The following is a 26776-nucleotide window of genomic DNA, read 5'->3' as shown; positions in this document are numbered from 1 at the left end:
AAATATGAATTTTCTTATAAGAAAGTATGACGAGAACAAATAAAAAGACTGGAGAATCTTTGCTTAGAAATCTTCTGCTTTTGCTCAGCTTGAGTTGCCTATCATCAGTAAGATATCACCAATAATGTGCCTTTTGAAGAGCAAAATAAAATTTCTCTGCTTCCTATGATCCTACAGTCTTTTAAAATTAGTATTCCATCAAAGTTAAAATATCATATTGTTGAATCAAATCACGGCCCTTTAAGTCCATCAGTTCAATCAAAAAGGCACAGCCGACTACTTCGCCGCCTAATTGTTCAACTAAATCAGTGGTGGCTTTAATCGTACCACCAGTTGCTAATAAATCATCACAGATCAACACCCGTTGCCCTGGTTTAATCGCATCCTCATGAAGAGTCAAAATATCTGAACCATATTCCTTTTCGTAAGACACTTCAATCGTTTTACGGGGTAATTTCCCTTTTTTTCTGACAGGTGCAAAACCAACGCCGAGTTCATAAGCCACCGGACAGCCAACAATAAAGCCCCGTGCTTCTGGCCCAACCACCATATCAATTTGTTTTTCCTGCGCATAATTGACAATCTGGTTGGTGGCTTCACGGTAGGCCGCCCCATCTGCCATCAATGGTGAAATATCTCTAAAGACAATACCTTCAGAGGGATAATCGGGAATACTTGCAATATAATCTTTTAAGTTCATTTTGTTTCTGGTTCCTTTCATTGTCTGCTCACTGTTTAGGAGCAATCTAAACTCTTTTTATCAAAATTTTGTTAACACGTTCAACATTTTTAAGCCAGCAGCCATTTTCTCAGACCCTCACTGTCCGTCAGTAGTAAAAATTCTTCATTTTTAATGCGCTGCAGACGGTCTTGATACAATTGACTAGCTGTTAATGGCTGATTTTCGGTTACCGCTACTTTTGATAAAACACCGTTTTCTATTTTAACAAATTTCAGCTCAGAAAGCACTTGAATCATAAAAACTAAGAGGGATTTAGGAATTTTTAAATAATTGACCAGTTGATCTAGCTTAAAGCGGACATCGATTTTTTCCTGCTGTTGAACTAACTTAAACAGGCGTGCAAATTGTTCTCGACTGCCCATGCCATTCAAATAGGCTTCGTCTGGAGAATAGCCATAAAAATAAATTCTAGAAAAACTGCCGGCAGCTAAAATCTCTTTAATAAAGGTCAAATCCTTTGGCACATCTACTAAAGCTAGCTGTTGATAATGATTTTTAGCAATCAACTCTTGAATATCTGCTAAATTATTGTAGACGATAGCGCCATTTTTCATCGCCTCAGGTAAAATTTTCAGACTGGCCTCTTGAAAGGCCAAAATCAGAGTGCTCTCAGTAGCCAGCACTTCCTGCCACCGGTATTTATTGCGCCAGTCAAAGAATTGCAGTGCCTCATTTTGATAATCCTGCAGCATCACCTGAGGTTTTTTACGGCCGTTCCACTCATTGATATTCAGCTGGCCGGCCACATCAATTGGTCCGCTAAATTCATTAGCTTCCGCACCAAAACTAAAGGCCAAAACATCTAAATCAGCAGCCTCACCAACCGCAAACTTTAAATGCTGCTGATTAGCACCAATCACTTTAACATTTTGCGGCAAAACATCTTTGAACAAAAATGTCGGAATTGGATTATCCGTTCCAAAGGGAGCCAAAGTGTTTAATTCATTAATTAAGGCAATCGTCGCGGCTTCCGGCTGTAGAATTTCATCAATTTGCAGCGGACCTCCCTGCGTTAAATCAATATTATTGGAGCGAATATAGTCATTCATTCGCTTTTGTAATTCGCCAAGATTTTCTGCAGGCAAGGTCAGCCCCACCGCCGCATGATGACCACCAAAATGAGTGAACAATTCCCGCATGCTATCTAGCATGGCAAACATATTTAATTGAGCGACACTGCGGCCTGAACCTTTTGCCGTACCGTCTTCTTTTAATGTCAATAAAATTGCCGGTTTGCCGGTGGTTTGTAAAATTTTCCCGGCGACAATCCCTAAAACCCCTTCTTGCCAACCGGATTGCGCAATCAATTGAATTTCATTTGCCGGGTCAACTGCAGCCAAAGCTTCTGCTGTCATTTCTTCAACGATTGTTTTTCGCTGATTATTTTTTTCCTCTAAAAAATCTGCTAGCTGCTCAGCTTCTTCTTCGTCAAAGGTTGACATCAATTCAACTCCGGGGGAAGCATCGCCTAAGCGACCAATCGCATTCAACCGCGGTCCGATGCCAAAACCAATATCACCTTCGGAAAAATTGCTGATTTCAATGCCACTTTTACGAATTAAGGCACTCAGCCCAATCCGTTCGGTTTGTTGAATAGCTTTTAAGCCTGCTTTGACCAAGAGCCGATTTTCACCGGTTAATGAAACTAAATCCGCGATGGTTCCAATCGCCACTAAATCTAAAAATTCAGCAGGCACCTCTTCTAATAAAGCGGTGGCCACTTTAAAGGCAACGCCAACACCTGCTAAATCTTCAAAGGGATACTTGCCCTCAGGATGTCGAGGATGGATAATTGCATAGGCCGGCGGTAAGTCAGCCGGTAGTTCATGATGATCGGTCACAACCACATCTAAACCATTTTCTTGAGCATAGATGATAGCCTCCATGCCAGAAACGCCATTATCAACTGTAATTAATAATTGGTAGCCCTCCGCCACAAATTCTTGATACTTGGCTAGATTGGGACCATAGCCTTCTTTAAAACGATTTGGCAGAAAATAATTGACGTCGGCTCCCAACAGCTCTAAAGTTTCCTTCATGACAGTCGTGCTGGTAATGCCATCTGCGTCATAATCGCCGTAAATCATAATTTTTTCGCCGGATAAAACGGCGGCTTTAATCCGTTCCACACCTTTTTCCATCTCAAAAAAAAGATAAGGATCAGGTAAATTATTTAAGTCGTTATCAAAATAACTTTCTAAATCCGCTACTGTTTGATAACCTCTTTGCCAAAGAATTTTTCCTAGAAACGGCGAGAGTTGATGAGCACTCAACCATTCTTCATATTCTGTTGGTAAAGTTTCTCTTTCAGGTAGTTGCCATTGAAATTTCGCTGCTTTCACGTCGTCACTCCTAACCTAGGTATTATAGCAGAGGCTTCCCTAAAAAGAATAGCCAAAAAAATAAAAATTTATAAAGTCCCCTTTAAAAAAGGGAACGTATGTTTTATAGTTAATAAGAGTCACGCAATAAAATTTTTGTGAGGAAGCCTATGAAAACACCTTTAACAATCGAAATGGAAGAAGTCTTGTACCGCTATTGTCGGGAAAATGGCGATATTGTTGTCGAGGAAGTGACGATGCCAGAAGATCAAGGAATTGTCGATACTTTGAGCTGTCGGTTACTTTTGGACAATCAATTTGAATGGCGTTGTTATGAGCTGAAGGTCTCGAAAGCTGACTTTCGTTCAAAAGCAAAATTATCTTTTATCGGCCATTACAATTATTTTGTTTTGCCAAAAGCCCTATACGAAAAAGTTGAGGTGGAAATCCCACTAGAAATTGGCGTTTTGGTTTACCACCAATACGCTATTAAAGACGAGCAAAATCTGCCGGGCTATTTTACCGTTGCCAAGAAACCGAAACGCCAAGAGCTTTTGGTCAACGAACAAGCGCTCCTCTTTCGCCTAATCTCTTCTCAAGCGAGAGAAGTCGGCAAGGCCAAGCAAACGACTCGCGGCCTGCGAGCATTTTCAACGGATTTATTATATAAAGAATTAAAAAAGCGCCAACCAGAATATGACTTGTTCGGCGGCAATTTAAATTATTACGATCGTTTTGCCAATGACAACGAGAGTCAAGCCGTTGAAAGTCTAAAAGAAGAATTGGAGGCGACCCGTGCTGCCTATTTTGAACTTTTGGAAAAATTTGAAGGAGGGCGCTGATGTATTATCCCTATTTTAGAAGCAAGCAATTTGATTTGCTGGCGCTGCAGGCTCTCTTAGATGCCGGCCGTTTCCCTGAAGGCATCATCCCGATTATTGAGCCGGTTAAACAAAACAAAGCCCTCTTAAAATTAATTGCGAAATTTCAAGCGGCCCGTCAACCCTTTTATCTGATTGTGAATCCACAGGTCGGCGAATTTGCCACAGAGGAAGGCTTAACTAGTTTGGAACAGCTGGCAGTTGAGAAAGCTTTCATTTTAGACCAGCCTTTAGAGTCATTAGAAAATTCGTATCCTTTAATTATCACTCAAAGTCCACAAATTGTTTTAGAATCGGATTGGCAGCAAAATCAATCCTTAGTCCTCGTGCCCGAAGAATTTCGTTTATTGGCTAAAATTAAAGGCCCAAAAATTTTATCCCAAGATGGCTTTACCCGCCTTGGTTCTAATAGTTATTACACAGAAGTCCCTGACGAATTAATTTTTGAGAGTAATAAAAAATTAGCGCTGCGGGGCTTTAGCGGTTTTTCTGATTTTTCAATTGACAGCCGAATCTATTATGAACACGGTTATCCTTCAAAACGTTTAGCGCTGCATTTGATTTATATGAAGGATGGAAATGTCCGCATTCACCATTTTGTCTCCGAGGAACTACCCACTCAAAAGGAAAATTTTCTGCAGGTGATGGCAGAAATTAAAGGTTGGCAGGAACAGTTATGGGAAGACAAGATGACCTTAGGGGGAGAAATTCTTTTTGAAGCCTTTAAGAGAGGCCATTTTCCGGGAATGGGCGTTTTGCGAAAAGCTAGCGTGATGCATCAGCTGGAGATTATGGGGCGATTTTTGGGGAAGGATGTCTAAGCAAAATAAAACTCCCACTAAAAGTTATTACAAAAATAACTTTTAGTGGGAGTTTTATTTGTTATTATCTACTGATATAGATAATTAAAAATTAGTAGTCATCTTCGAAAGTCGAGGACTTGCTAGTCAAAATAATCCACATGATTCTCTGTTTTAGTTGCTGATATTTCTTCAACCGCCTGTTCTTGATGTAACAATTCATCAATTTTGCGATTCTTATCGACAATCTGCGCTTCATAGGTGGCCCGCAATTCAGAAATTTTGTTTTCATAATCACGAATCAGTTTTTCATTGGCTGATTGGACCTTTTTATCTAAATCGTCATTAAAGATAGCCAACTCTTTTTCCTGATTTTTAATGGTCTTTTTCTGATTCCAAACCGTCGCTGTACTCGTTAAAATACCGATTAAGCCGCCAATAATCGCCGAACCTAAAATGATTAGAATTAACGGAGCCTGCATGGATGTCACTAGAAAACTGACATTCACTTGATTGTTATTCGTTATGGCAAACAACACAATAATCAAAATTAAAATAAAACCAACAATAATCCGCCATTGATTTTTCATAAAAACTCCCCCAACTATTTTTTATTGAATAAACCGCCTGCTAAAAAATCCCCCACATGAGGAAATAGTGTGTAAAAACGGGCAGCAACTTCCATCACTTGTGGTGCATTGACTTCTCGTCGTTCCCTTTGGACGCCGCGAATAATTTTGCGAGCCAATTTTTGCGGCTGCAGAACAAACATGTCGACAGATTTTAAATAATCGCCACTTGGATCCGCCTTATCGAAAAATTCAGTCGCAATCGGTCCGGGATTAACCGTCATCACCCGCACGTTAGCCGATTTTAATTCTAAGCGCAGGGCATTAGAAAAACCTAAAACAGCAAATTTGGTCGCCGAGTAGACTGCTGATTTTGCAGTGGCCATTTTACCCGCCATTGATGCAATATTAATAATTTGGCCATCTTCTCTTTCGACCATCTCAATTGCAAATTTTTGCGTCAGGTACATCATGCCAAGAATGTTCACTTCAAACATCTTGCGGACGTCTTCAAAATCAAAGGCCACAAAATTTTCGAAAATACCAAAACCAGCATTGTTAATTAAAACATCCACTTGACCGACTTCTTCTTTTAATCTTACAAAAAAATTGTCGATACTTTCTGGATTGGCTACATCCAACTGTAAAGCGTAGGCTGGTTTGCCGCTGATTTCCATACAGTTTTCTTTGACTTTGCCAATCAAATTAATTCTTCTGGCACAGGTGACCACAATGGCCCCTTGCCGTGCTGCTTCATAGCACAGCTGCTCGCCTAATCCGGCTGAGCCACCGGTTACAACGACGACTTTATCCTGCAAATTCATTTTCAAATCCCCCTAAGAAAATTTTATGTCAATGATATCAAAGTCTTTGACTAATTTCGTATTTACAAAAATTTCTTGTGCTTCTTTTTCTAATTCTTGGCTTTCTTTTGCCAAATATCTGGCGCTAATGTGGGTCAATAATAACTGACCAACATTGGCCGCTTTTGCCACTTCAGCGGCTTGGTGGGTGGTGGAATGGTAATAATTCTTTGCCATTTTCTTTTGATCTTTATTGAAGGTGCTTTCGTGAACCAAAAGATCGCTGCCTGCTGCCAGTCGAATGGCAGCATCTGTTTTACGGGTGTCCCCTAAAATCGTCACCACACGACCCTTTTTGGTTGCCCCTAAAAATTCTTTGCCGTCAATCTGACGACCGTCGGCAAGCTCAACCACTTCACCTTTTTTTAATTTACCATAAAGCGGTCCAGAAGGGATGTTTAACGCCTGTAATTTTTCAACCTGCAGCTCCCCTGGATAGTCCTGCTCGACAATTCGGTAACCGTAGCTGGTAATCCCATGGTCCAACTGGCTGCAATAAACTGAAAAAGTTTTGTCTTCAAAAATCAAACCTTCATGAACTTCGATAAATTTCAGCGGATAGCTTAAGCGGGTCTGGGAAATTTTTAGTGCGGTTTCCACAAAATCCTGCAACCCACGAGGACCATAGAGCTCAAGGGTTTCTTCTCCACCTTGAAAAGAGCGGCTGCTCAAAAGGCCCGGCAGTCCGAAAATATGATCACCGTGAAGATGTGTGATAAAAATTTTATTGATCTTTCCCGGTCGAATGGTCGTGTGCAAAATTTGCATCTGAGTGCCTTCCCCACAGTCAAACAACCAAATTTCATTTCGTTCGTTCAATAATTTTAAAGCGGCCGCTGTTACATTACGATGTTTGGCTGGTACACCGGCCCCTGTTCCTAAAAATTCTAATTCCATAATCTACCTGACTTTCTCCTCAAATCACTTCATTTTAAAAGATAACTTTTACAATGTAAATCATTTCCTTATTTTAAAGGCAATTGCAGTTGAAAGACAGTGCCTCGAGGTTGATTATCCAAAACTGAAATCTTGCCACCGTGGAGTTTCACAATCCACATCGCAATCGATAAGCCGATACCATAGCCGCCGGTGTCACGATTTCTGGAGGCGTCTGCCCGATAAAAACGATCGAAAATATGGGCTTTGGCTTCATCTGAAATGCCAGAACCAGTATCTTTGACTTCTAGCAGCCAATCGTTGCCGCGAAACGTTGAGACAACCGTGACACTTTCACCGGCAATCGTATATTTCATCGCATTATCAATCAAGATCAATAAAAGCTGTTGGATTTTTTCCGGATCAATCGAAATTTGACGATTTTCGCCTAAGCTTAAAGAAAATTCTTTGTCTTCAGCAGCCAAAATTTCGCCGTAGGGTTCCAACGTTTTATTTAAGAAGTCATTGACCTTCGTAGGCTGCTTCACAGCTAAAACGGCATCGCTATCGGAACGAGCCAGCATCAGCAAATCATTAGTCAAACGGCTGAGGCGCTGCACTTCATTTAACGACAGAGCGATGTCTTCTGACTCCTCTAAAATCGTTCGCTCCGGCTTGGTAAAAAGTCCTTCTAATTTGGCCTGAATAATCGTCAGTGGTGTCCGTAGTTCGTGGGAAGCATTTTCAACAAACTGCTGCTGTTTGCGCCAAGAAGCGATAATCGGTTGGATGAAGCGCCCGGATAAATAATAGCTGAGTAAAATCGAAAAGGCCGCAAAAACTAGCATACAGATAATTAAAATTTTGCGGAAACTATCTACTGATTGGGTAATTTGATCGGTATTAGTTAAAATCTGGACATAGGCCACTTGACTTGCCGCTTCAGCAGACTCTGAAGTTGTAGTTTCTGAGGTGGCTTGGTCGCTGTAATGTTCTGCCTCCGTGTCATTTTCAACAACAATTGAACGAAAGCCTAATGTTTGATCATCGGCATCAGAAATGCTTAAGTTGGTGATTTCATTCAACTTTGAAGTGTCTAAGCTCAAATTGACAAAATCATACATTCGAATGCCAAGGGAATCACTATTCAAGATTTCACCATCGGCGGACCAGAGAATCACCTGCTCTTGAAAGTTTTCAACTTTTTCAGTCCCTTCGCCGTTTTGTGAACTGCCTTTAGGGAACGCCGCATCGCCATTTTTCATCGAATTGTTAATATTTTGGGTACGAGATATCGTATCCGCCAAAATTGCTTCGTTGTTGTAAAATTTTGTCAGATTGGTGTCAACTTGCGAATACATCGAGCTTTGAACAAAGTGAAACACTAAAATGCCTAAGAGGATAAAAATTGCTGCAAAGGAAATAAAGGTCAGCACAAAATAACGGGTCTGCTGTTTTTTTAATGAGTCTTCTCCCATCGCAACACCTAGGACTCAATGGCAATCGGCTGTAAAATATAGCCAACATTACGCAATGTTTTGATCCAACTGTCTAAGCCAAAGGGTTTTAAATGTTTACGCAAATTACTCATATAAACTTCCACGACAGTTAATGTCGTGTCTGATTGAAAGCCCCAAATTCGATCAAAGAGCTGATCTTTCGTGACAATCCGGCCCTTGTTTTGCAGCAAATAGGTCAAGAGGTCAAACTCCTTCCCCTGCAATGCAATTTCTGTGCCGCCATAGGTCACGCGACGATTTTTTAAACTGATGGTTAGCCCCATCTCTTCAATCTCGTTGCCTTCATGCATCCCTAAAGACCGTCTCAAGAGCGCTTGCGCCCGCAAGAAAAGCTCTTCCCGATGAAAAGGCTTGGTTAAATAATCATCTGCTCCAATTTCAAAGCCGTTGATTTTATCTTCAAAGGCATCTTTGGCGGTTAAAATCAAAACCGGCGTATAAATTTGCTTGTTTCTTAGGCTGGCGAGAACCTCTTCACCGGACATTTCGGGAATCATTAAATCTAGGACAATCAAGTCATAAATTTCCCGCTCGCCTTCATAGACAGCCTCAGAGCCATCGTAGACCTGCACGATTTCACCTAATTCCTGCAGCACATCTTTAATACTGTCAGAAAGAATCACATCATCTTCGACAATTAATAATTTCATGGGAACCCTCTTTTCTCCGTTGACAAAAAAACTAGGACGGCTTTGGCGCCAGCCCTAGCGGAGTCACTTATTTTTCTTCTTGGTGGTCACTGGTTTTTTGGGGATGTTTTTCCGCCCATTTATTTTTTGCTGCTTCATCCGGTTGCTTTTCTAATTCCTGAGCATCCTTCAAATCAGCTTCCACATCATCATAATCTAAACGGGTAATTTCTCCCCCTAAGCGAAACATCGCTAAATCATTCAAGGGACGATTGTCTTCTTCATTGGTAATTAAAATCAGTCCGGTATCGCCTTCGCCAATCTTGTCAGTTAAAAATTCAAAAACGCTTTGAGCATTGCGAATTTCTTTAACATCTTGGGAAGCTCCAATCATGCCACCAGCAAACCAGCCTAATAAAATTCCTAGTGGTCCGCCTAAAATCCCAACGAGCATTCCAATAAAGCCGCCGGTGGATGCTTTATTATTGCCGGTGAAATCTAAAAAGTCTTCAATTTCAAATTTATGGGCGCCATCATTGGTGTGGCGGATCACCGCCATTTGCTCAGCCTTCATGTTGTTTTGTGCAACAATTTTTTTCGCCTCAGAAAATGCTTGATAAGCTTTGCTTTCAATATCAAAGTTCATAATAATTACGCGTTTACTCATTTAATTGCCTCCTTTTAATTTAAACCTAGTGTACCAAGAAAAAAGCAAAAAGGGAAAGAATATTCTTTCCCTTCGCTAAGCTTTAGCGGCGACCGCCTGACATTCCATTTCCTGAACTTGTTCCAGAAGTCGTCGTGACAGAAGTCAAACTGTAAGTGCCCACAGTCGAGCCATCAGCAGAAAGTGTTACATTAGTGCCGCTACTCATATCAGCAGAACTGGTCACTAAATAATTGACTTGGTTTTCAAACGTGTAGCTAATCACTTCACCGCTGTCTGTGCTGACTATCACCGTTGAACCAGCAGCAATTGTACTGTCTGGAACTACTGCCAAACTATATTGACTAGAGTCACTGCTGACAGTTTGTGACATTCCGGAAGTTCCCCCAGCTAATAAAGTACCTCCGCTAAGTTCAAAGGTACCGTTATAATCAAGGACCCCGTTGTCATTGCTATTGGGTCCATCAACGATTAAAGTACCACCGCTCATGGTCACATTGCCGTTGCTATCGATGCCATCACCTTCTGAGACAATCACTGTCGTTGTGCCGCCTTGAATATCAATCAAGGCATCTTCATCGGTGGTGTCACCACCGCCACCGCCGCCCATAAAGGAATCTGAACCGAAGCCGCCAGATGATGTGGTATCGTCACTGCCACCGGCTGCGTTAATGCCGTCATCAGAAGCTCTCACTTCATTGGTTCCACCGGTAATCGTCACTGTCGTACCCTCTAAGCCTTCATAAGAAGTATTGACGGTTGTTTGCCCATCTGTAATCAGTAAAGCATTGTCAGCGTGAATACCATCATCACCGGAGCTGAGGTCCAAGCTGCCGCCGTTGATTGTGACATTATTGTTGCTGTGGATGCTATCATCGGCTGAATCAATTGTAAACGTACCGGCGTCAATAATTAAATTGGCGCCGACTTTTAAGCCTTTATAACTTTGAGTTGTATCAGAAACAGTTGCGTCTGCACCACCACCGGCTGTAATTTCAATCGTCGCCTCAGAAATAGAAAGATTTGTTTCTGCTTGAATCCCATCATTGCCTGAGTTGATTGTAAAATCGCCACCGTCAATAGCAATCCAGCCAGTATCCGTATCTGTCCCGTTGACTTGGATCCCATCACCGCTGGTCGTCGTTAAATCAAAGGTCCCGCCAGCAATCGATAAAGAATCTTTGGCTTTAATTGCGTTATTAACGGCTGTTACTTGGATGTTCCCGTTGGTGATGACCACATCATCTTTACCGCGAATCCCATTATTATAATTACCATTGACAATTAATGTACCTGAGCCGTTGATGGTTAAATCATCCTTACTAAAAATTGCGGCATCTGGCTCATCTTCATCAGCCGAATCATAAACATAGTCACTACCATCTGAAACAGTATTCGTGGTACCTTTCGCCAAAGTAATTTTAACTTTTTCAGCCTGTTCCACATAAATAGCTGAAGAATCGTCGTTAGTGATGTTCACGCCATTTAAAACTAATTGAACTTCGTCGGCGTCAGCATCGGCGCTGACAATAATTTCACCATCGTACTCGCCGCTTAAAATATAGGTACCACCGGTTGTAATAGTAATTACACCATCACTTTCTGTCGCCCCTTCGCCGTCAATTTCTGCTGAATCGCCATTTAAAGTAATGGTGGTAGCGGTGCTCTCATCATATGATTCATCGTAGTCATCATCAGTATAAGAGCCGTAGGTGCCGTCAGTATTTTGAGCAGCACTGTCGGTTGCAACAGTTGTGGCTTCTGCGCTACTTGTGCTGCTAGTCGTCGTCGAGCTGCTAGTGCTGGTTTCACCACTGGCTGTCGAACAAGCTGCTAGCATTATTAAAACCGTGGAAAGGGTTAATCCGAGAATATATTTTTTCTTCATTAGTTGTTCACCTGCTTTATAAATTATAGTTCATCTTTATTTGTCGCAACTTTGCCGGAAACAATCGGCAAGTTTCCGTTGCGGACGCGAATTTCATCAATTAAATCTTTTTCTAAATAAACATCTTTTAGTTTAAGTAAATATCTCAGTTCATATAGGGAACCCATTGTCGTTGTCCGAACGGAGGTATTTGAAAATTCGTAAGTATATTTTTCAAATAAATCGTCGAACAAGCCGGGATAATCTAAGTCTTCCGGAATCGTAATCCGCAGCTCTCTTTCAGCAACTTTATTATTTTCGCCAAACTTGACGGTATTCAATACAATTAAAAAGGCACTGATAATCACTGAGAAGATGATAACATAACCGACATAACCGGTCCCTGTTGCCAAACCGATACCCATTGCCCAAAAAATTGAGGTGATTTCTCTGGAACCGCCGGCTACTGAGCGGAACCGAATGAGACTGAAGGCGCCAAGAACTGCAAGACCTGTGCCTAAATTACCATTGACTAGCATGATGACCAATTGTACTAAGGCAGGCATCACGGCTAAAGTAATCACAAAATTTTTCGAATAAACATTTCGATACATATGCACGCAAGCGACAATTAAACCTGCGACTAAGGCAACGGCCGTACAAATTAAAACAACTGGCAGTGTCGCAGTAATCGCATTGCCGCTGGCATCCGTTAAGAGACTAGATAACATGTTGCATTTCCTCCTTTGACAGATGACGTAGATAGGTTTGGGCATATTTTGAAAACGTGCCCGCATAAATCCCCAGTTCAGATAAAATTTCGGTAAACCAGACAGGATAAGCTCCTAGTGCTTTAACTTCCATCAGCACTTCAACATCCGGCGCGACTAATTTTCCTTGACTTCCATGGGAAATATCTAAATCATTTGTCCGATAACGAATATTAAAATCAAAGGTCACACGAAAATCATTCTCTTGTTCATCCCGTAATTGATACGCTCGACGATCATAGGCAATCATCACTTTAGGCGTGATTTTTTGACGGGCAATCAACCAATCAATCTCATTTCTAATCTGTTGGTCTTTATGGGCAACAACTTCTTGAGAATTTTTTACAAGATGATAATTTTTAGCTGCCTCATAGGAAAGAGCCACCCGCCGTTTATAGACAACTCCCCGAACCTTTTTCTTAATTTCTAAAAAGGCCTCGCTGGATTTTTGGGGCACGCCATAACTTCGCAGACGAAATTTTTCTTTGTACTTTGGTTTTTCAATCGAACGATTAATCATCCGATAATCATCGGTATCATAATAAACAGAGATTATCGTGTGGAGACCAAATTGATCTTCCTCCATATAAGGATCGAGAAACTCACTTAATAACTCAAAATCTGCTAGACTCAGCAAATATTTTTTTTCCTTTCGTTCAAATACCCGTTTAAGTTTTACCATATCCAATCACCTCAAATTTTAAATTCTGGACTTAGCTTAAGCGGATTACCATAAAGCTAACTTAAAAAAGACCGCTAAACTCAAGGTTTAGCGGTCTTTTCAAACTATTTTCATAATTTCGTCACAGACTTTAAAAATTTGTTAGCAAAAATTATTCGACAAATTCAAATTCATATTTACCAATATGCACGATGTCACCGTCTTTTGCTCCTCTAGCCCGCAGCGCATCATCAACACCCATGCCCCGCAATTGTCGAGCAAAGCGCATGATGGTTTCATCATGGCCGAAATTCGTCATCTCAAATAATTTTTCTAATTTTTCGCCGGCTAAAATCCAAGAAGCATCGGGAGCCCGATTAATCGTGAACTCCGGTTCGTCAGATTGGTAGCCGTAATTAACAACTTCTTCCTCCAGCTCTTCATCATATAGAGGGAATTCTGAGGTTGTTTCTAATAAATCGGCAGTTGCACTTAATAGCGGTTCGATACCTTTACGGGTCACGCCGGAAATTGGAAATACCGGAATCGGTTCTGCAAATTCATCCTCTTGCTCGGCGGCTAATTTTTCTTTAAAGACTTTCAGATTTTCCTCAGCATCTGGCATATCCATTTTATTAGCTACAATAATTTGCGGACGTTCCAGTAAACGCAGATTATGTTCTGCCAATTCCTTATTGATGGCTAAATAATCTTCATATGGGTCACGGCCTTCCATGCCGCTCATGTCAATCACATGTAAGATAACTCGCGTCCGTTCGATGTGGCGCAAAAATTGCGTGCCCAAACCGACACCTTGGGAAGCTCCTTCAATTAAACCGGGTAAGTCAGCAGCCACAAAGCTGCGGCCATCGTTGGTGGTCACCATCCCTAAATTCGGCACTAAAGTCGTAAAGTGATAGGCGCCGATTTTTGGTCGAGCTGCCGAAATTACTGAAAGCAGCGTCGATTTTCCGACAGAAGGAAAGCCAACTAGACCGACATCTGCTAAAACTTTTAATTCCATTTCAATACGACGTTCTTGACCAGGTTCACCATTTTCAGCAATTTCTGGTGCTGGGTTTCGCGGTGAAGCAAAGCGAATATTACCGCGACCGCCGCGACCGCCTTTGGCAACAACTAAGCTTTGACCGTCTTCAATTAAATCGCCAATCAAGCTACCCGTTTCTGCATCTCTCACCGTTGTACCCGGTGGCACCTTAACTAATAAATCTTCTGAGCCCCGGCCGTGCATGCCTTTACTCATGCCATTTTCGCCGGCTGGTGCTTTAAAATGCCGATTAAAACGAAAGTCCATTAAAGTTCGCAAACCTTCATCCACTACAAACACGACATCGCCGCCACGACCGCCGTCACCGCCGGCCGGTCCGCCATCAGGCACATATTTCTCTCTTCTAAAAGCAACCATTCCGTCTCCGCCTTTGCCGGCTTTGACATCAATTGTTACTTGATCCAAAAACATGGACATTGTCTTCCTCCAAGTCTAAAAATTAATTTTATTTATTTTCTTTCATTTCCACTTTAATTTATTTTAAAAAATCTTTGTAAAGCAGTCCACAGTAAACAAAAGTCCCTATTATTTTAGCGGTGTCAGCGGCTTTTGTCCACGTTAAACTGTCAATCCATGAAAAAAATGATGAAATATTTAGAAACGAATGGCACAAGGGCTTTTCTTTGACAAAAATAACAAAGAGTAGGAAACTATGATTGTAATTCGAAGCCTTGCTTCAAATTTTAAGGAGGAATTCTCTTATGACAGTAAAAGTAGGTATTAATGGTTTTGGGCGGATTGGACGTTTAGCATACCGCCGCATTAAAGAAGTTTCTGATGACATCGAAGTAGTGGCAATCAATGACTTAACTAGCCCAACAATGTTGGCTCATCTTTTGCAATTTGATTCAACTCATGGCACATACAAAGGTAATGTAACTGCAACTGAAGATTCAATCGTCGATGACGGCGTGGCAACACGGATTTATGCAGAACCTGATGCAAGCAAAATTCCTTGGGTAAAAGAAAATGGCGTTGACATCGTTTTAGAATGTACTGGTTTTTATACTTCTGCCGAAAAAGCTCAAGCTCACTTGGATGCTGGCGTAAAACGTGTCGTTATCTCTGCTCCGGCTGGTGCAATGAAAACAATCGTTTATAACGTAAATGATGACACTTTAAGTGCTGACGATAAAATTATTTCAGCTGGTTCATGTACAACGAACTGTCTTGCACCAATGGCTTACTTCTTAAATAATGAATTTGGAATTGAAGTTGGAACAATGACAACTGTTCATGCTTACACTTCAACACAAATGTTATTAGACGGACCAGTTCGCGGCGGCAATTTAAGAGCTGCTCGTTCAGCTGCTGACAATACTATTCCACACAGCACTGGTGCTGCTAAAGCTATCGGCTTAGTAATTCCAGAATTGAACGGTAAATTACAAGGACATGCGCAACGGGTACCCGTTGTTGATGGTTCATTAACAGAATTGGTTTCAATTTTGAAAACTAAAGTAACTGCTGACCAAATCAACGAAGCCATTAAAAAACATACTGTTGATAACCCATCATTTGGTTATGACGACCGTGAAATTGTTTCTGGTGATGTGATTGGCACAACTCAAGGTTCAATCTTTGACCCAACTCAAACTGAAGTAACTTCTGCCGGCGACTTCCAATTAGTTAAAACAGTTGCTTGGTACGACAATGAATATGGTTTCACTTGCCAAATGATTCGTTTGTTAGAAAAATTTGCAAACATCTAATTTAAATTTTAAAGCATCTGTTGATTTTCCTGCCAAGCAGGCAATCAACAGATGCTTTTTTTATTGGCTGACATACTGGTTTAAAAAAGCTGTGACCCGTGTGTGATACATTTCTGGATCAACAGAAAAACTGGCGGCATGTTCAGCACCTGCGACCTCATATTTTTCCTTAGGTGCCGAGGTTGCGTCATACACTTCTGCCAGCATTGAAAATGGTACAAAGCTATCTTCAGTGCCATGGATAAATAAAATTGGCCGTGTATTTTTAGCCAATTGTTTGGTTGCATCGGCTTGACTGAAAAAGTAACCGGCTCGGACTTTCGTCACTAAATTTGTGACGGGAATAATTGGAAAGGCTGGCAAATTAAATAATTGTTGCAGCTGATAACTTAATTCCTCCGTCACCGATGCATAGCCGCAATCTTCGATAATCGCTACCACGTTGTCGGGCAAGTCTTCTCCACTTGTCATCATCACTGTAGCCCCGCCCATGCTAACGCCAAAAAGAACAATTTCTTGAGTGCTGCCTAATTGAGTCAACACTTCAGCAATCCACTGCTGCATATCTTTGCGTTCATCCCAGCCAAAACCAACATATTCCCCTTGGCTCTCCCCATGACCACGGGCATCTGGCACCAGCACATTATAGCCCAGTTGATAAAACATCTGGGCATAATCTGCCATGTCTTCCTTTGAGCCCATATAACCATGGGCGATGATAACCGTTTTTTCGCTTGCATTATTTTGATAAAAAAGCGCCTGCAAATTTAAATTATCCTCAGAAGTCAGCGACCAAGCCTGTCGATTTTCTGAGTCTTGGTACCATTGTTCTGCGGCTTGCTCCTTTTCAGTACTGGCGGCAGAGCCTTGGCTGATAAAATCCTTATCTCCAGGTACAAAAGCATATTCATAAAAATAATTACCAATTCCAAGCAAGCCTAATATCACCAACAAAACTAGGCCGATACCTACACGCCAAATTAATTTTTTTCGGCGACTACCCATACTCCCCTTTTTCAATCGCAAACCACCTGCTTACCCCGCTGGCGAAGTCTGATCAATTGCTCTTTAGTCGTGCGGTCTAAGGAAAGCTGCGGCAGATTATCCAAAGAAAAATAACCGATGGCTGAGGTTTCACTATTGACTTCAAATGCTTGATTTTCTTCGACTAGGCAATGAAAAAATAATTTGTAATACTGGAAGTATTGAAAAATATCCTGCCGTTGATTGGTATCAAACACGCCAATCAGTTCAGCTGAGCGGACATCCAGATTGGTTTCTTCTTTGACCTCTTTTTTGATATTTTCAATGGGACTTAAGCCTACATCGGCAAAGCCTCCCGGCAGCGCCCATTTCTTCGTATTAATATCCTCAACAAATAAAATTTTATCGTCTTTTTCAATGACGGCCCTGACATCTACTTTTGGTGTCGGATAGCCTGCTTCAATGCTGACTTTTTGATAAAGCTCAGCTTCTGTCACCTGACTGCTTTCGGCGATTAATTTTACAGCCAGCCGTTGAATTTCCTGATAGCGTTCCAAATCATAAATATCCTTTTGATAATAGATTCCCGCTTGGGCTAGGTTCAACAGTTGCCGATATTCTTCCATCTTACTCATAGCAAACTCCTCAATCATTTCGTGATTTGACAGATTTTTTTTATTATAAAAAATCAATTGACTCTCCATTGTATTATAGCGAAGTCGCAACATCTCTACAAATAAAGCAAACAAAAAAGCAGACTCCGAAGAATCTGCTTTTCAATTAATTTAAGATTAGTTTTGTTTGCCGAAAATTCTCAATAGGGCTAAGAACAAGTTGATAAAGTCTAAGTAAAGGGATAACGCCATGTAAACTGCTACGCCGTTACCGACTGTGCCGTTACTTTGCACATACAAAGTCCGAATCATTTGGTTATCATAGGCGGTAATCCCAGAAAAGATAATGATTGTCAAAAAGCTGATGAGATAATCAACTGGTTGGCTGTTTAAGATAAAGGCATTTAACAAAATCGCAATGATAATCCCAATTAAGGCACTATACGCTGCCCGACCGATACCGGATAAATCTTTTTTAGTGACCACACCGAAAATCGATAAGCCGATAAACATCGCCGCCGCTGTGATAAACGCTCTAGCAACACTGGCATTTGTATAATAAGAAACTGTGATGGCTAATACAATTCCATTAATCAAGGAATATCCGATAAAGCCGCCAATCGCAATGCTCGGATTTTTTTCCGCCTTAGCACTTAATAAAATCACCAAACCAATTTCGACAATCCAAATGCCTAAAATTCCTAAGGGGAAGTTTTGGATAAAACTGGCAACCTGTGCTGGAAAGACCTGCATACTAAGATAAGCGACAATTCCACTTAGTAAAATACCTAAGCCTAAAAATCCATAAACCTTTGAGTAAAACTTATTAATCCCAGCCGTCTGATCTTGGACATGCTGAGGATTCATTTCGGGCATTTCATTCATAAAGATTCCTCCTTTTAATTCGGACGCAAGGTCCGGTTGACTGCATTACTGATATTTTAAAAATTGAATACTACTACTCCGCAGCTTTTGAAATGACTTCGTCTTCTTGTAAGCCTTCAGTAGCCAGTTGCGGTGGTTGAACCATCACAACCGCATCTAAAATCCGATTTTCCTGTTCGTTAACTGCTTCCACCGAAATCGTGATAACGTCTTTCATTTTATCGACTTTGATGACTTCCAATAAAAAAGTAATCGTCTCATAGTGATAGACCGGTTCAATAAAATTGATGGAAAAATTAACGACATGGGAACCCGGTCCCGGCAAATGTTTGGAGACAGCACTGGTGATGATGCCCATCAGCATCACCGACGGCACAATCGGTTTTTCGTATTCAGTTTTAGCAGCATAGTCATGTTGAATATATAAAGGATTGGCATCATTCGTTAATCCTAAATAAAGTAAAAGCTGATTGTCTTCAATTGACTCCGTTAAGGATAACGAGTCACCTTCCTCAATTTCATCAATCGTCTTGCCAATTTTTCGCGGCTTGCCTATATTCAAAGTACAACCCCTCCATTATTCATTAGTATAAGTTTATCAAATTGCGTTAAAAAAACAAGCATTCTGAATTTACTTATTTAAATTTTAGAGGAATGAAAAACTGCGGCATCAACAACCTGCCGCATATTTGCCCTTAGATTAAAAATTTTCAGCACAAGCTAAAAATTAATCAAGCAAAGGGGGCAAACTTGTCGGCAAGCTGTTTTTACCACAGCTTGTTTATTTATTAAAGAACGTTTCTCGTTGTTTCGCTAAGAAGTTTCTCATAAGCTCGTTCAAATTTTTGAACATCGCCGGCTCCCATAAAGACCATCACCGCATCGTGGTAATCCAACAATGGTGAAACATTGTCTTCTTGAATGACTTGGCCGCCTTTTTCAATTTTAGCGCCTAAATCTTCAATCTTTACATCGCCTTTTTGTTCACGGGCTGAACCGAAAATGTCACACAAGAACACTTGGTCCGCTAAGTCTAAGGCTTTTGCAAAATCATCCATTAAAGCAATCGTTCTCGTAAAGGTATGCGGTTGAAAAACTGCAATGATTTCCTTCGTTGGATATTTTTGGCGGGCGGCATCAATTGTCGCAGCAATTTCAGAAGGATGATGAGCATAGTCATCAACAATAATCATGTCATTGACCTTCTTTTCGCTGAAGCGGCGTTTAACGCCAGGGAAAGTTTTCATTTCATCCGCGATTAAATTCATATCTAAGCCTTCAAAATAAGCAATAGCAATCACACCTAATGCGTTCATAATGTTGTGCTGTCCGTATGCCGGCAAAACAAAATGGCCGATAAGCTGATTTTTAACATAGACATCAAAGGCGGAACCTTCTGTTGTCCGTTCGATATTTTTGGCTTGAATATCATCATCGTCATTGGTGCCGTAATAATGAATTGGCACTTCCGCTTGCAATTTTCTTAAATAAGGGTCATCACCATAAGCAAAGATTCCTTTTTGCACTTGATGAGCCATCGTTTGAAACGCATCGAACACATCATCAATACTCTTATAATAATCTGGATGGTCAAAATCAACATTGGTCATAATCACATAATCAGGAGAGTAAGCTAAAAAATGACGGCGGTATTCACAGGCTTCAAAGGCAAAAAACTTGGCATCCACTTCACCGTGGCCCGTGCCATCACCGATTAGATAACTAGTCGGTGCTACTCCGCTTAATACATGGGACAAAAGACCAGTCGTACTGGTTTTACCGTGGGAGCCAGTTACTGCGACACTGGTAAAGGGACGAATAAATTGTCCGATAAAGTCATGGTAACGAATCACTTCAATGCCTAATTCCTTAGCCCGAACAATTTCTTCATGACTATCAGGAAAGGCATTCCCTGCGATAACAACTAATCCTGGATGAATATTGTCAGCCGCAAAAGGTAAGATCGTAATATTGGCTTTTTCTAAATCCCGCTGGGTAAAAAAGTATTCCGTTACATCGGAGCCTTGAACCTTTAAACCTTTTTGGTGTAGCACAAGAGCCAGCGAACTCATACCGGAACCTTTAATCCCTACAAAATGATAAACTAAATCTTGATTTTCCATTGATTATCCTCTTCTCTTAACTCAGAGCTTATTTCAGCTATATGTAATAACAAACTTATACCTTATGGCACGCCTATCATTATCTAACAAATAAAAAAAAATTTCAATCATTATTAATCCTTGATGATAAGGAAGTATGCCAATTTAAAACATAACAAAAAATTTCTTAATGGCCAGCCTTACTAAAAAATCCAAGCTGACAAGATTTACAGGAAAAAAACTGAATCTTGCCGACTTGAATCTTTTTACATCAAGCTTTTATTAAGTCAGAAACTTGTTAGTTAATCTGACCGACAAATTTTGTAGGAAACCTATACAACGAAAATTTATCCACCAAAGTTGTATTCAATAAAATTTACTTTCTTAACGTTGTAAATTAAATTTCTCTGTTTCTAAGAGCCGGTCAAATGCGGCTGCAACCTCAACGGGCATCCCCACGGTCTCGATATAGCCTTTGCCTTTTGGTCCATAGCCGTTTTCATCATCTTTTAAGCGGGTGTATTCCCCTAAAACCAGATTCCAGAAATAATCTTTTGGCCACAGCTGATTCAGTCTACTATCAGTGAAATGCAATTCTTCTGTCAGTTCTTTAACTTGAGGAACAATCGGCACAAAATTTTCAAACTTGCTCGCTTCTGCCTGCCAGTTAAATTTAAAAGTCGCTTTGGTCCGCTTTTGTAAAAGCGGATCATTGGTTAACAAAATATTTTTTGGCAAAGCCGTTCCAAAAATTTCTCGTAAAATAGCTAAAGAAAAGCTGGCATTCTCACCAGAATTAGTCGAGGCATTTTCCACAAGCAATTGCTCTTCAACTAAACCGCAAGCTTCAATTAAAAATAATTGATTCATCTGAGCTTCTGACAGCTCCTTAGAAAAATTGTAGCCAATTTTTTGATAATTTTTCTGCAAAAAATGAGTAGCATGACCAATGCCGCCGCTTAACAAAACTTTTTCAACTTTTCCTTCTTTGACTAGTTGACCTGCCGCCTCGGTCAAAGGCGGCAGACTGTTGCCAGCTAAAATTAATAATGGATAAGTTTTATTTTCGGCAAAAAGCTTTGCGCTAGGCTGGTCGGCCAGATAGTTTAACACCAGATTGAGATCAGCCAGTTTGCTGGATTGAGTGGTCATAGGTTTTTCTCCCGATAAAAATTAATTTGCCACGACATCGGCCGCAGACATATTTTTTTGTATCAACTTTCCGCTGGCGATACAAAGGTGTCTGACAGCTGGCACATTGATAGCAAAAAAGACTTTTAGGCGCTGCTAGTGGCTTAGCGTAGCGGGCGCCCCCTGTGGCTTTTAAAAGCCGTTTAAAATCGGCGTCTTTATGCTGATAGCCACGGCCAGCGATATGCAGATGGTAATGGCATAATTCATGTTTAATAACGCTGATTAACTCAGCTTTGCCGTATTTTTCAAAGACTAACGGATTAAAATCCAGATGATGGTCTTTTAGATGATAGCGGCCACCGGTTGTTTTCAAACGCCGATTGAAAAATGCCTGATGAAGGAAAGGCTTTTTAAAATAGGTCAGTGAAATTTCTTCCACCAACTCAGTTAATTCTTGATTTGTCATCGTCTTACCTATTACTTTCTTTATCCCTGCGGAGCAATCATCGTCAAACTGATGCGGCCTTTATTAACATCAATTTGTTCAACCCAAACAGTCACAATATCGCCGACCGCCACGACATCAGTTGGGTGTTTAACAAATTTATTGCTGAGTTTTGAAATATGCACCAAGCCGTCTTGTTTCACACCGATATCAACAAAGGCACCAAAATCAATCACATTGCGGACGGTACCTTGCAATTCCATGCCGGGCTTTAAGTCCTCCATCGTCAAAACGTCTTTTCTTAATAGTGGACTAGCACTTTCTTCCCGCATATCTCTACCGGGCTGGATCAAACCGGCCAGAATATCTTTAGCAGTCTCATGGCCAATTTCTAAGCTTTGAGCCACCTCGGTTAGTTTTAATTGTTTTAAGGCCGTTGTCGCTGCTTCAGTTCCTAAATCTTTTTCAGTAATCCCTGCCATTTTCAAAATTTCTTTGGCACCGGCATAAGATTCCGGGTGAATCGCAGTATTATCTAAAATATTTTTGCCATTGGGAATCCGTAAAAATCCAATCGCTTGTTCATATGCCTTAGGTCCTAAGCGGGGTACTTTTTTCAGTTGGGGCCGACTAGCAAATTCCCCGTTCTCCTCCCGATAATTGACCACGTTTTGAGCGGTTGTTTTATTTAAGCCGGAAACATATTGCAGTAATTGCGGACTTGCGGTATTTAAATCAACGCCGACTTGGTTAACCGCTGTTTCAACAACGATGTCCAATTGTTCCGCCAAACGTTTTTGCGAAACATCATGCTGGTATTGTCCTACGCCCACGGCTTTAGGATCAATTTTTACTAATTCTGCTAAAGGATCTTGCAGACGGCGGGCGATACTGACGGCACTTCTTTCCTCTACCTGCAAATCAGGAAATTCTTTGCGGGCAATATCACTAGCTGAATAGACAGAAGCCCCAGCTTCGTTGACAATTACGTAGAAGGCTTCCCGATGCAATTTTTTAATTTGTTCGGAGACAAATTGCTCCGACTCACGACTCGCTGTACCATTTCCAATGGCGACCACATCGACTTGATGGGTTTCCATCAGTTTCAAAAAGGCTGGGCCGGCTGCTTGGCGCTTGGCCTCACCTGCTGGTTTGTGGGGATAAATCACTTCAATCGCCAACACTTTACCAGTTGCGTCAACGACTGCTAATTTACAGCCAGTCCGATAAGCCGGGTCAAAGCCTAAAACAACTTTGCCTTTTAATGGCGGCTGCAATAATAAATTCCGTAAATTTTCACCGAAGATAGCGATGGCCTGTTCATCGGCTTTTTCCGTTAACTCATTGCGAATTTCCCGCTCAATCGCTGGACCAATAAAGCGTTTATAACTGTCTTTATAGGCTTCAACAATTTGTGGCACTGTCGGCGAACTAGAGTTTTTTATTAATTGCTTGTCAAAATATTCCATAATTTTTGCTTCATCAATCACTAAACTGACTTTTAAAATATCTTCATTTTCCCCACGATTGGTAGCCAAAATCCGGTGGGAAACCATTTTATGAATTGGTTCTGAAAAATCATAGTACATGTGGTAGACTTCTTTTTCATCTTTTTCAGCAGCCTTGACTTGGCTCACATAAGCGCCTTTACTAAAGGTATAAGAACGAATCCAAGTTCGAAACTTAGCGTTGTCGCCGATTTGTTCAGCTAAAATTTCATGAGCTCCTGCCAAAACTTCTTCTGTTGAAAAAACTTCTAAGTCATCATTCAAATATTTTTGAGCTTCAACTAAAACATCACCGGCTTGTGGTTGGCTCATCAACCAAGTTGCAAAAGGTTCCAAGCCTTTTTCTTTAGCGATAGTCGCTTTAGTCCGCCGCTTTTGCTTATAAGGCCGATATAAATCCTCAACCTGCTGCATCTTAGTTGCTTTTAAAATTTCCTGTTCTAACTCAGGTGTTAATTTTTCTTGTTCAGCGATTAAGCGTACAACCTCTTCTTTGCGCTTTTCTAAATTGGTTAAATACGTATAGCGATCTTCAATTAAACGAATTTGTACTTCATCAAGACTGCCGGTCATTTCTTTCCGATAGCGGGCGATAAACGGCACGGTGTTGCCATCTGCTAATAATTCTAAAACTGCTTTGATTTGCCCGCCTTTAAACTCATTTAATTCCCGTGATACTAAGGTTAAAATTGTTTGATTTAAACTATCCATCTTCATCCTCCAACTATTCAATCGCTATTTATTTTAGCACAAATTCTTGTCACATAAAAAGAGAATCCCGTCGATACGAGATTCTCTTAAAGATTTAAAACTGCGGCTGCCAAGGACCATTCATATTTTGGTATTCAATATCTTGGACAATGCCCTTTGCATCAAAAATTACCCCGTGGACGGACCCACCAAAAATGGCGCCACCATCAATGCCAATTTTGTCATCCTCCTGCCAGAGATCGGTTGTTTCCATATCTCCATGAAGTTGCGGCGTAATCGTGTGGCCGAAGACGATTGTTTTGCCGGTATTGTTTTTTCCCTGATGGAAGGGTTCACGAATCCATAAAAAATCCCGATCAGAGGTATCATGCCAATCGGCTTTAGTTAAATCAACGCCGGCGTGGACGAAAAGATATTTTTCCCATTCATAATAGAGGGGCCGCTCCATTAAAAATTTAACTAAATCTTGGTAGCGACTGCGAATCATCATGGCAATTTCTGTTGGAGAATATTCTAAAGTTGCCCCAGGGTGCAGCAAACTGTTGATGGTCTCACCGCCACCATTGCGCACATAGCCGGCAAACCAGTCTTCAGGGCTATTGAGAAATTGCAAAAGATATTCTTCATGATTGCCCCGCAAATAAGTTGCCCCGAACTCCTCCACTAATTCTTGGCCCTTTAAGAGGCAAGCCTTCGATTGCGGGCCCCGATCATTTAAATCACCAATCAGCACCAGATGATGCAGCTGGGGATCAAAATCCGCCAATAATTTTTCAAACAAGTCTAATTGTCCGTGGATGTCACTGATGGCATAAACTAATTTCAGCATATGAAAGACTCCTTTTCTACCATTCAATTATACCTTTTTTTAGCAAAAGGTGTAATTGTTTTCAAAAAAGCGAGCTCTGGCGAAAGTTGTCAGCTGGTTCATTTGAAAATTTACCAGCTGGCTTTTGCAGAGCTCGTTTAGCTATTCATTTTAAAAGTTGTCATAGCTTAAGTTTTTATACTTAAACTGCTTGTGGATGAGTTAAGACAAAACGATTGCGGGGATGTTTTCGACATTCCTCGCTGCAGCTGCTTTGGTATTTTAGCTCATTTTCTTCAGAGGCTAAAATGCGACGGTTGCATTCAGGGTTGGCACAATTAATGTAACGCTCACAGGGAGTGCCATCAAACCAATCCCGGCCGATAATTGTTTTGTCAACATGATTAATCTCAACAGCAATCCGTTCATCAAAGACATACATCTGGCCGTCCCATAATTCTCCTTGAACTTCAGGGTCTTTACCATAGGTGGCAATTCCCCCATGTAATTGACCAACGTCTTTAAAGCCTTCTTTGACGAGCCAGCCGGAAAATTTTTCACAACGGATGCCGCCGGTGCAATAAGTCACCACGCGTTTTTCCATAAACTCTTCTTTGTTGTCGCGAATCCACTGGGGCAGTTCCCTGAAATTGCGAATATCCGGACGAATGGCGCCACGGAAATGACCTAAATCATACTCATAATCATTGCGGGCATCAATCACCACGGTATTTTCATCTAATAATGCCGCTTTAAATTCTTTAGGCTCTAGATACTGACCAGTCATTTGATTGGGATCAACGTCATCTTCTAAATTTAAGCTGACAATTTCCTTGCGGGGCCGAACAAACATTTTTTTAAAGGCGTGCTCAGGACTTTCATCAATCTTAAAGAAGATATCTTTAAAGCGCTCATCTGCTTGCATATATTCCATATAAGCCTGCGTATCAGCAGTTAAACCAGACAATGTGCCGTTGATGCCTTCTTCCCCCACCAAAATGCGGCCTTTTAAATTCAAACTTTTACATAGAGCCAGATGTTCCTTGGCAAATTCCTCCGGGTTAGCGATTTTAACATATTTATAGTAAAGCAATACTTGATAATCCATACTAATCTCCTTAAGCATAATTTCAGAAATTAATTATAGAGAAAAAAAAGCGAATCACCTAAGTTTCTGCTTGTGCTATTTTTCGCAAATCTTTGTTTTCGTTAAACTTATTTTCCTGAGACAGCAAAATAATTGCCTTCATTGTCGGCAAAATTAAAGACATACTCTTCCCCTAATTGCACTAAATCCCCAAGCGTTACGTGAGCTGCCTGCATTTTTTTATACAGGTCAAAAATAGTGTCACTGGCAAACATCAGTGAAGGTGAATTGCCGGCAACTTCTGGTGAATGCTGTTGAATAAAGCCTAAATCATAAAGGACAATTCGAGTTTGGCTTTCTGCTGTCGGAGACAATTCGACAACAACAGTCCCGTCAACGGCTGCCCGTTCCCGCTCAACAAAGCCGATAGCTTGCCAAAACTGACTGCTAGCGGGCACATCATTGACATACAGCATAATTTTTAATTCATTTGAAAACATAGGTCACGCTCCTCTTTTTTGATTCCTTTGTAGTGTAGCAAATTTTTGCGC

At 40.9% G+C, this 26776-nt stretch carries 26 protein-coding genes; 3 read left to right on the top strand and 23 right to left on the bottom strand.

All coding sequences use genetic code 11. From position 1 onward, the window contains the following. Window positions 1–187 precede the first annotated feature (187 nt). Window positions 188–700 (bottom strand): adenine phosphoribosyltransferase, encoded by a 513-nt coding sequence (locus AC1Z3S_RS05150; protein ID WP_461736682.1) that lies wholly within the window; start codon window positions 698–700, stop codon window positions 188–190. Between the two features lie 89 nt (window positions 701–789). Next, on the bottom strand, window positions 790–3084 hold the full coding sequence (gene recJ, locus AC1Z3S_RS05145; protein WP_461739467.1) for a single-stranded-DNA-specific exonuclease RecJ: 2295 nt from the start codon (window positions 3082–3084) through the stop codon (window positions 790–792). A 149-nt stretch (window positions 3085–3233) separates the two neighbouring features. On the opposite strand from recJ, the gene AC1Z3S_RS05140 reads away from it, so the two are divergent. Further along, a complete protein-coding gene (locus AC1Z3S_RS05140; RefSeq protein ID WP_461739466.1) occupies window positions 3234–3905 on the top strand; it encodes a hypothetical protein in 672 nt (223 codons plus the stop codon). Then, window positions 3905–4765 (top strand): sce7725 family protein, encoded by an 861-nt coding sequence (locus tag AC1Z3S_RS05135; RefSeq protein ID WP_461739465.1) that lies wholly within the window; start codon window positions 3905–3907, stop codon window positions 4763–4765. The genes AC1Z3S_RS05140 and AC1Z3S_RS05135 overlap by 1 nt, the downstream gene beginning before the upstream one ends. Window positions 4766–4887: 122 nt before the next feature. Here the strand turns inward: AC1Z3S_RS05135 and AC1Z3S_RS05130 are convergent, their stop codons facing one another. The 10 genes from AC1Z3S_RS05130 to obgE form a co-directional block, all read right to left on the bottom strand. Beyond that, window positions 4888–5334 (bottom strand): LapA family protein, encoded by a 447-nt coding sequence (locus AC1Z3S_RS05130; protein WP_461739464.1) that lies wholly within the window; start codon window positions 5332–5334, stop codon window positions 4888–4890. A gap of 14 nt (window positions 5335–5348) precedes the next feature. Continuing rightward, window positions 5349–6137 carry an SDR family NAD(P)-dependent oxidoreductase gene (locus tag AC1Z3S_RS05125; RefSeq protein WP_461739463.1) on the bottom strand — a complete coding sequence of 263 codons (789 nt, stop codon included), beginning with the start codon at window positions 6135–6137 and terminating at the stop codon, window positions 5349–5351. 12 nt (window positions 6138–6149) lie between these two features. Continuing rightward, window positions 6150–7073, bottom strand: coding sequence for a ribonuclease Z (gene rnz, locus AC1Z3S_RS05120; protein WP_461739462.1), 924 nt, complete (start codon window positions 7071–7073; stop codon window positions 6150–6152). A gap of 68 nt (window positions 7074–7141) precedes the next feature. After that, complete coding sequence (locus AC1Z3S_RS05115; RefSeq protein ID WP_461739461.1) at window positions 7142–8530, bottom strand: sensor histidine kinase; 1389 nt, start codon at window positions 8528–8530, stop codon at window positions 7142–7144. 8 nt (window positions 8531–8538) lie between these two features. Beyond that, complete coding sequence (locus tag AC1Z3S_RS05110) at window positions 8539–9222, bottom strand: response regulator transcription factor (protein ID WP_265457684.1); 684 nt, start codon at window positions 9220–9222, stop codon at window positions 8539–8541. Window positions 9223–9289: 67 nt separating this feature from the next. Continuing rightward, window positions 9290–9868, bottom strand: a complete 579-nt coding sequence (locus tag AC1Z3S_RS05105) for a DUF1269 domain-containing protein (protein ID WP_461739460.1) — start codon at window positions 9866–9868, stop codon at window positions 9290–9292. A gap of 82 nt (window positions 9869–9950) precedes the next feature. After that, window positions 9951–11756, bottom strand: a complete 1806-nt coding sequence (locus AC1Z3S_RS05100) for a carbohydrate-binding domain-containing protein (RefSeq protein ID WP_461739459.1) — start codon at window positions 11754–11756, stop codon at window positions 9951–9953. A gap of 23 nt (window positions 11757–11779) precedes the next feature. Continuing rightward, window positions 11780–12466: a DUF4956 domain-containing protein gene (locus AC1Z3S_RS05095; protein WP_461739458.1), complete on the bottom strand. Its 687-nt coding sequence runs from the start codon at window positions 12464–12466 to the stop codon at window positions 11780–11782. Then, on the bottom strand, window positions 12456–13187 hold the full coding sequence (locus tag AC1Z3S_RS05090; RefSeq protein WP_461739457.1) for a polyphosphate polymerase domain-containing protein: 732 nt from the start codon (window positions 13185–13187) through the stop codon (window positions 12456–12458). Before AC1Z3S_RS05090 ends, AC1Z3S_RS05095 begins: the two co-directional genes overlap by 11 nt. A gap of 151 nt (window positions 13188–13338) precedes the next feature. Continuing rightward, complete coding sequence (gene obgE / locus AC1Z3S_RS05085; RefSeq protein WP_461739456.1) at window positions 13339–14652, bottom strand: GTPase ObgE; 1314 nt, start codon at window positions 14650–14652, stop codon at window positions 13339–13341. Between the two features lie 284 nt (window positions 14653–14936). Here obgE and gap point away from each other — a divergent pair, with 284 nt between their 5' ends. Further along, complete coding sequence (gene gap, locus AC1Z3S_RS05080) at window positions 14937–15947, top strand: type I glyceraldehyde-3-phosphate dehydrogenase (protein WP_461739455.1); 1011 nt, start codon at window positions 14937–14939, stop codon at window positions 15945–15947. 60 nt (window positions 15948–16007) lie between these two features. On the opposite strand, the gene AC1Z3S_RS05075 is transcribed toward gap, so the two are convergent. The 11 genes from AC1Z3S_RS05075 to AC1Z3S_RS05025 form a co-directional block, all read right to left on the bottom strand. Next, the gene (locus tag AC1Z3S_RS05075; RefSeq protein WP_461739966.1) at window positions 16008–16952 is read right to left on the bottom strand and encodes an alpha/beta hydrolase; all 945 of its coding nucleotides are present in this window, start codon (window positions 16950–16952) and stop codon (window positions 16008–16010) included. A gap of 11 nt (window positions 16953–16963) precedes the next feature. Then, window positions 16964–17566, bottom strand: coding sequence for an NUDIX hydrolase N-terminal domain-containing protein (locus tag AC1Z3S_RS05070; RefSeq protein ID WP_461739454.1), 603 nt, complete (start codon window positions 17564–17566; stop codon window positions 16964–16966). Between the two features lie 156 nt (window positions 17567–17722). Continuing rightward, a complete protein-coding gene (locus tag AC1Z3S_RS05065; protein WP_461739965.1) occupies window positions 17723–18412 on the bottom strand; it encodes a Bax inhibitor-1/YccA family protein in 690 nt (229 codons plus the stop codon). A gap of 91 nt (window positions 18413–18503) precedes the next feature. Next, the gene (locus AC1Z3S_RS05060; RefSeq protein WP_461736704.1) at window positions 18504–18992 is read right to left on the bottom strand and encodes a MaoC/PaaZ C-terminal domain-containing protein; all 489 of its coding nucleotides are present in this window, start codon (window positions 18990–18992) and stop codon (window positions 18504–18506) included. A gap of 226 nt (window positions 18993–19218) precedes the next feature. Continuing rightward, window positions 19219–20553 (bottom strand): UDP-N-acetylmuramate--L-alanine ligase, encoded by a 1335-nt coding sequence (murC, locus tag AC1Z3S_RS05055; protein ID WP_461739453.1) that lies wholly within the window; start codon window positions 20551–20553, stop codon window positions 19219–19221. A 363-nt stretch (window positions 20554–20916) separates the two neighbouring features. Then, window positions 20917–21684 (bottom strand): YdcF family protein, encoded by a 768-nt coding sequence (locus AC1Z3S_RS05050; protein WP_461739452.1) that lies wholly within the window; start codon window positions 21682–21684, stop codon window positions 20917–20919. After that, entirely contained in the window at window positions 21656–22132 is a 477-nt protein-coding gene (locus tag AC1Z3S_RS05045) for a SprT family protein (RefSeq protein ID WP_461736707.1), read from the bottom strand. The genes AC1Z3S_RS05050 and AC1Z3S_RS05045 overlap by 29 nt, the downstream gene beginning before the upstream one ends. Window positions 22133–22152: 20 nt before the next feature. After that, window positions 22153–24330 carry a Tex family protein gene (locus tag AC1Z3S_RS05040; protein WP_461739451.1) on the bottom strand — a complete coding sequence of 726 codons (2178 nt, stop codon included), beginning with the start codon at window positions 24328–24330 and terminating at the stop codon, window positions 22153–22155. Between the two features lie 94 nt (window positions 24331–24424). Next, window positions 24425–25159, bottom strand: coding sequence for a metallophosphoesterase family protein (locus AC1Z3S_RS05035; RefSeq protein WP_461739450.1), 735 nt, complete (start codon window positions 25157–25159; stop codon window positions 24425–24427). A 181-nt stretch (window positions 25160–25340) separates the two neighbouring features. Further along, window positions 25341–26246 carry an oxygen-dependent tRNA uridine(34) hydroxylase TrhO gene (gene trhO / locus AC1Z3S_RS05030; protein ID WP_461739449.1) on the bottom strand — a complete coding sequence of 302 codons (906 nt, stop codon included), beginning with the start codon at window positions 26244–26246 and terminating at the stop codon, window positions 25341–25343. A gap of 107 nt (window positions 26247–26353) precedes the next feature. Then, window positions 26354–26725, bottom strand: a complete 372-nt coding sequence (locus AC1Z3S_RS05025) for a VOC family protein (RefSeq protein WP_461736711.1) — start codon at window positions 26723–26725, stop codon at window positions 26354–26356. Window positions 26726–26776: the final 51 nt, after the last annotated feature.

The organism is Enterococcus sp. LJL90, from assembly GCF_056924355.1.
The sequence above is the reverse complement of the archived record's forward strand: the minus strand, read 5'-3'. Positions and strand labels throughout refer to the sequence as shown.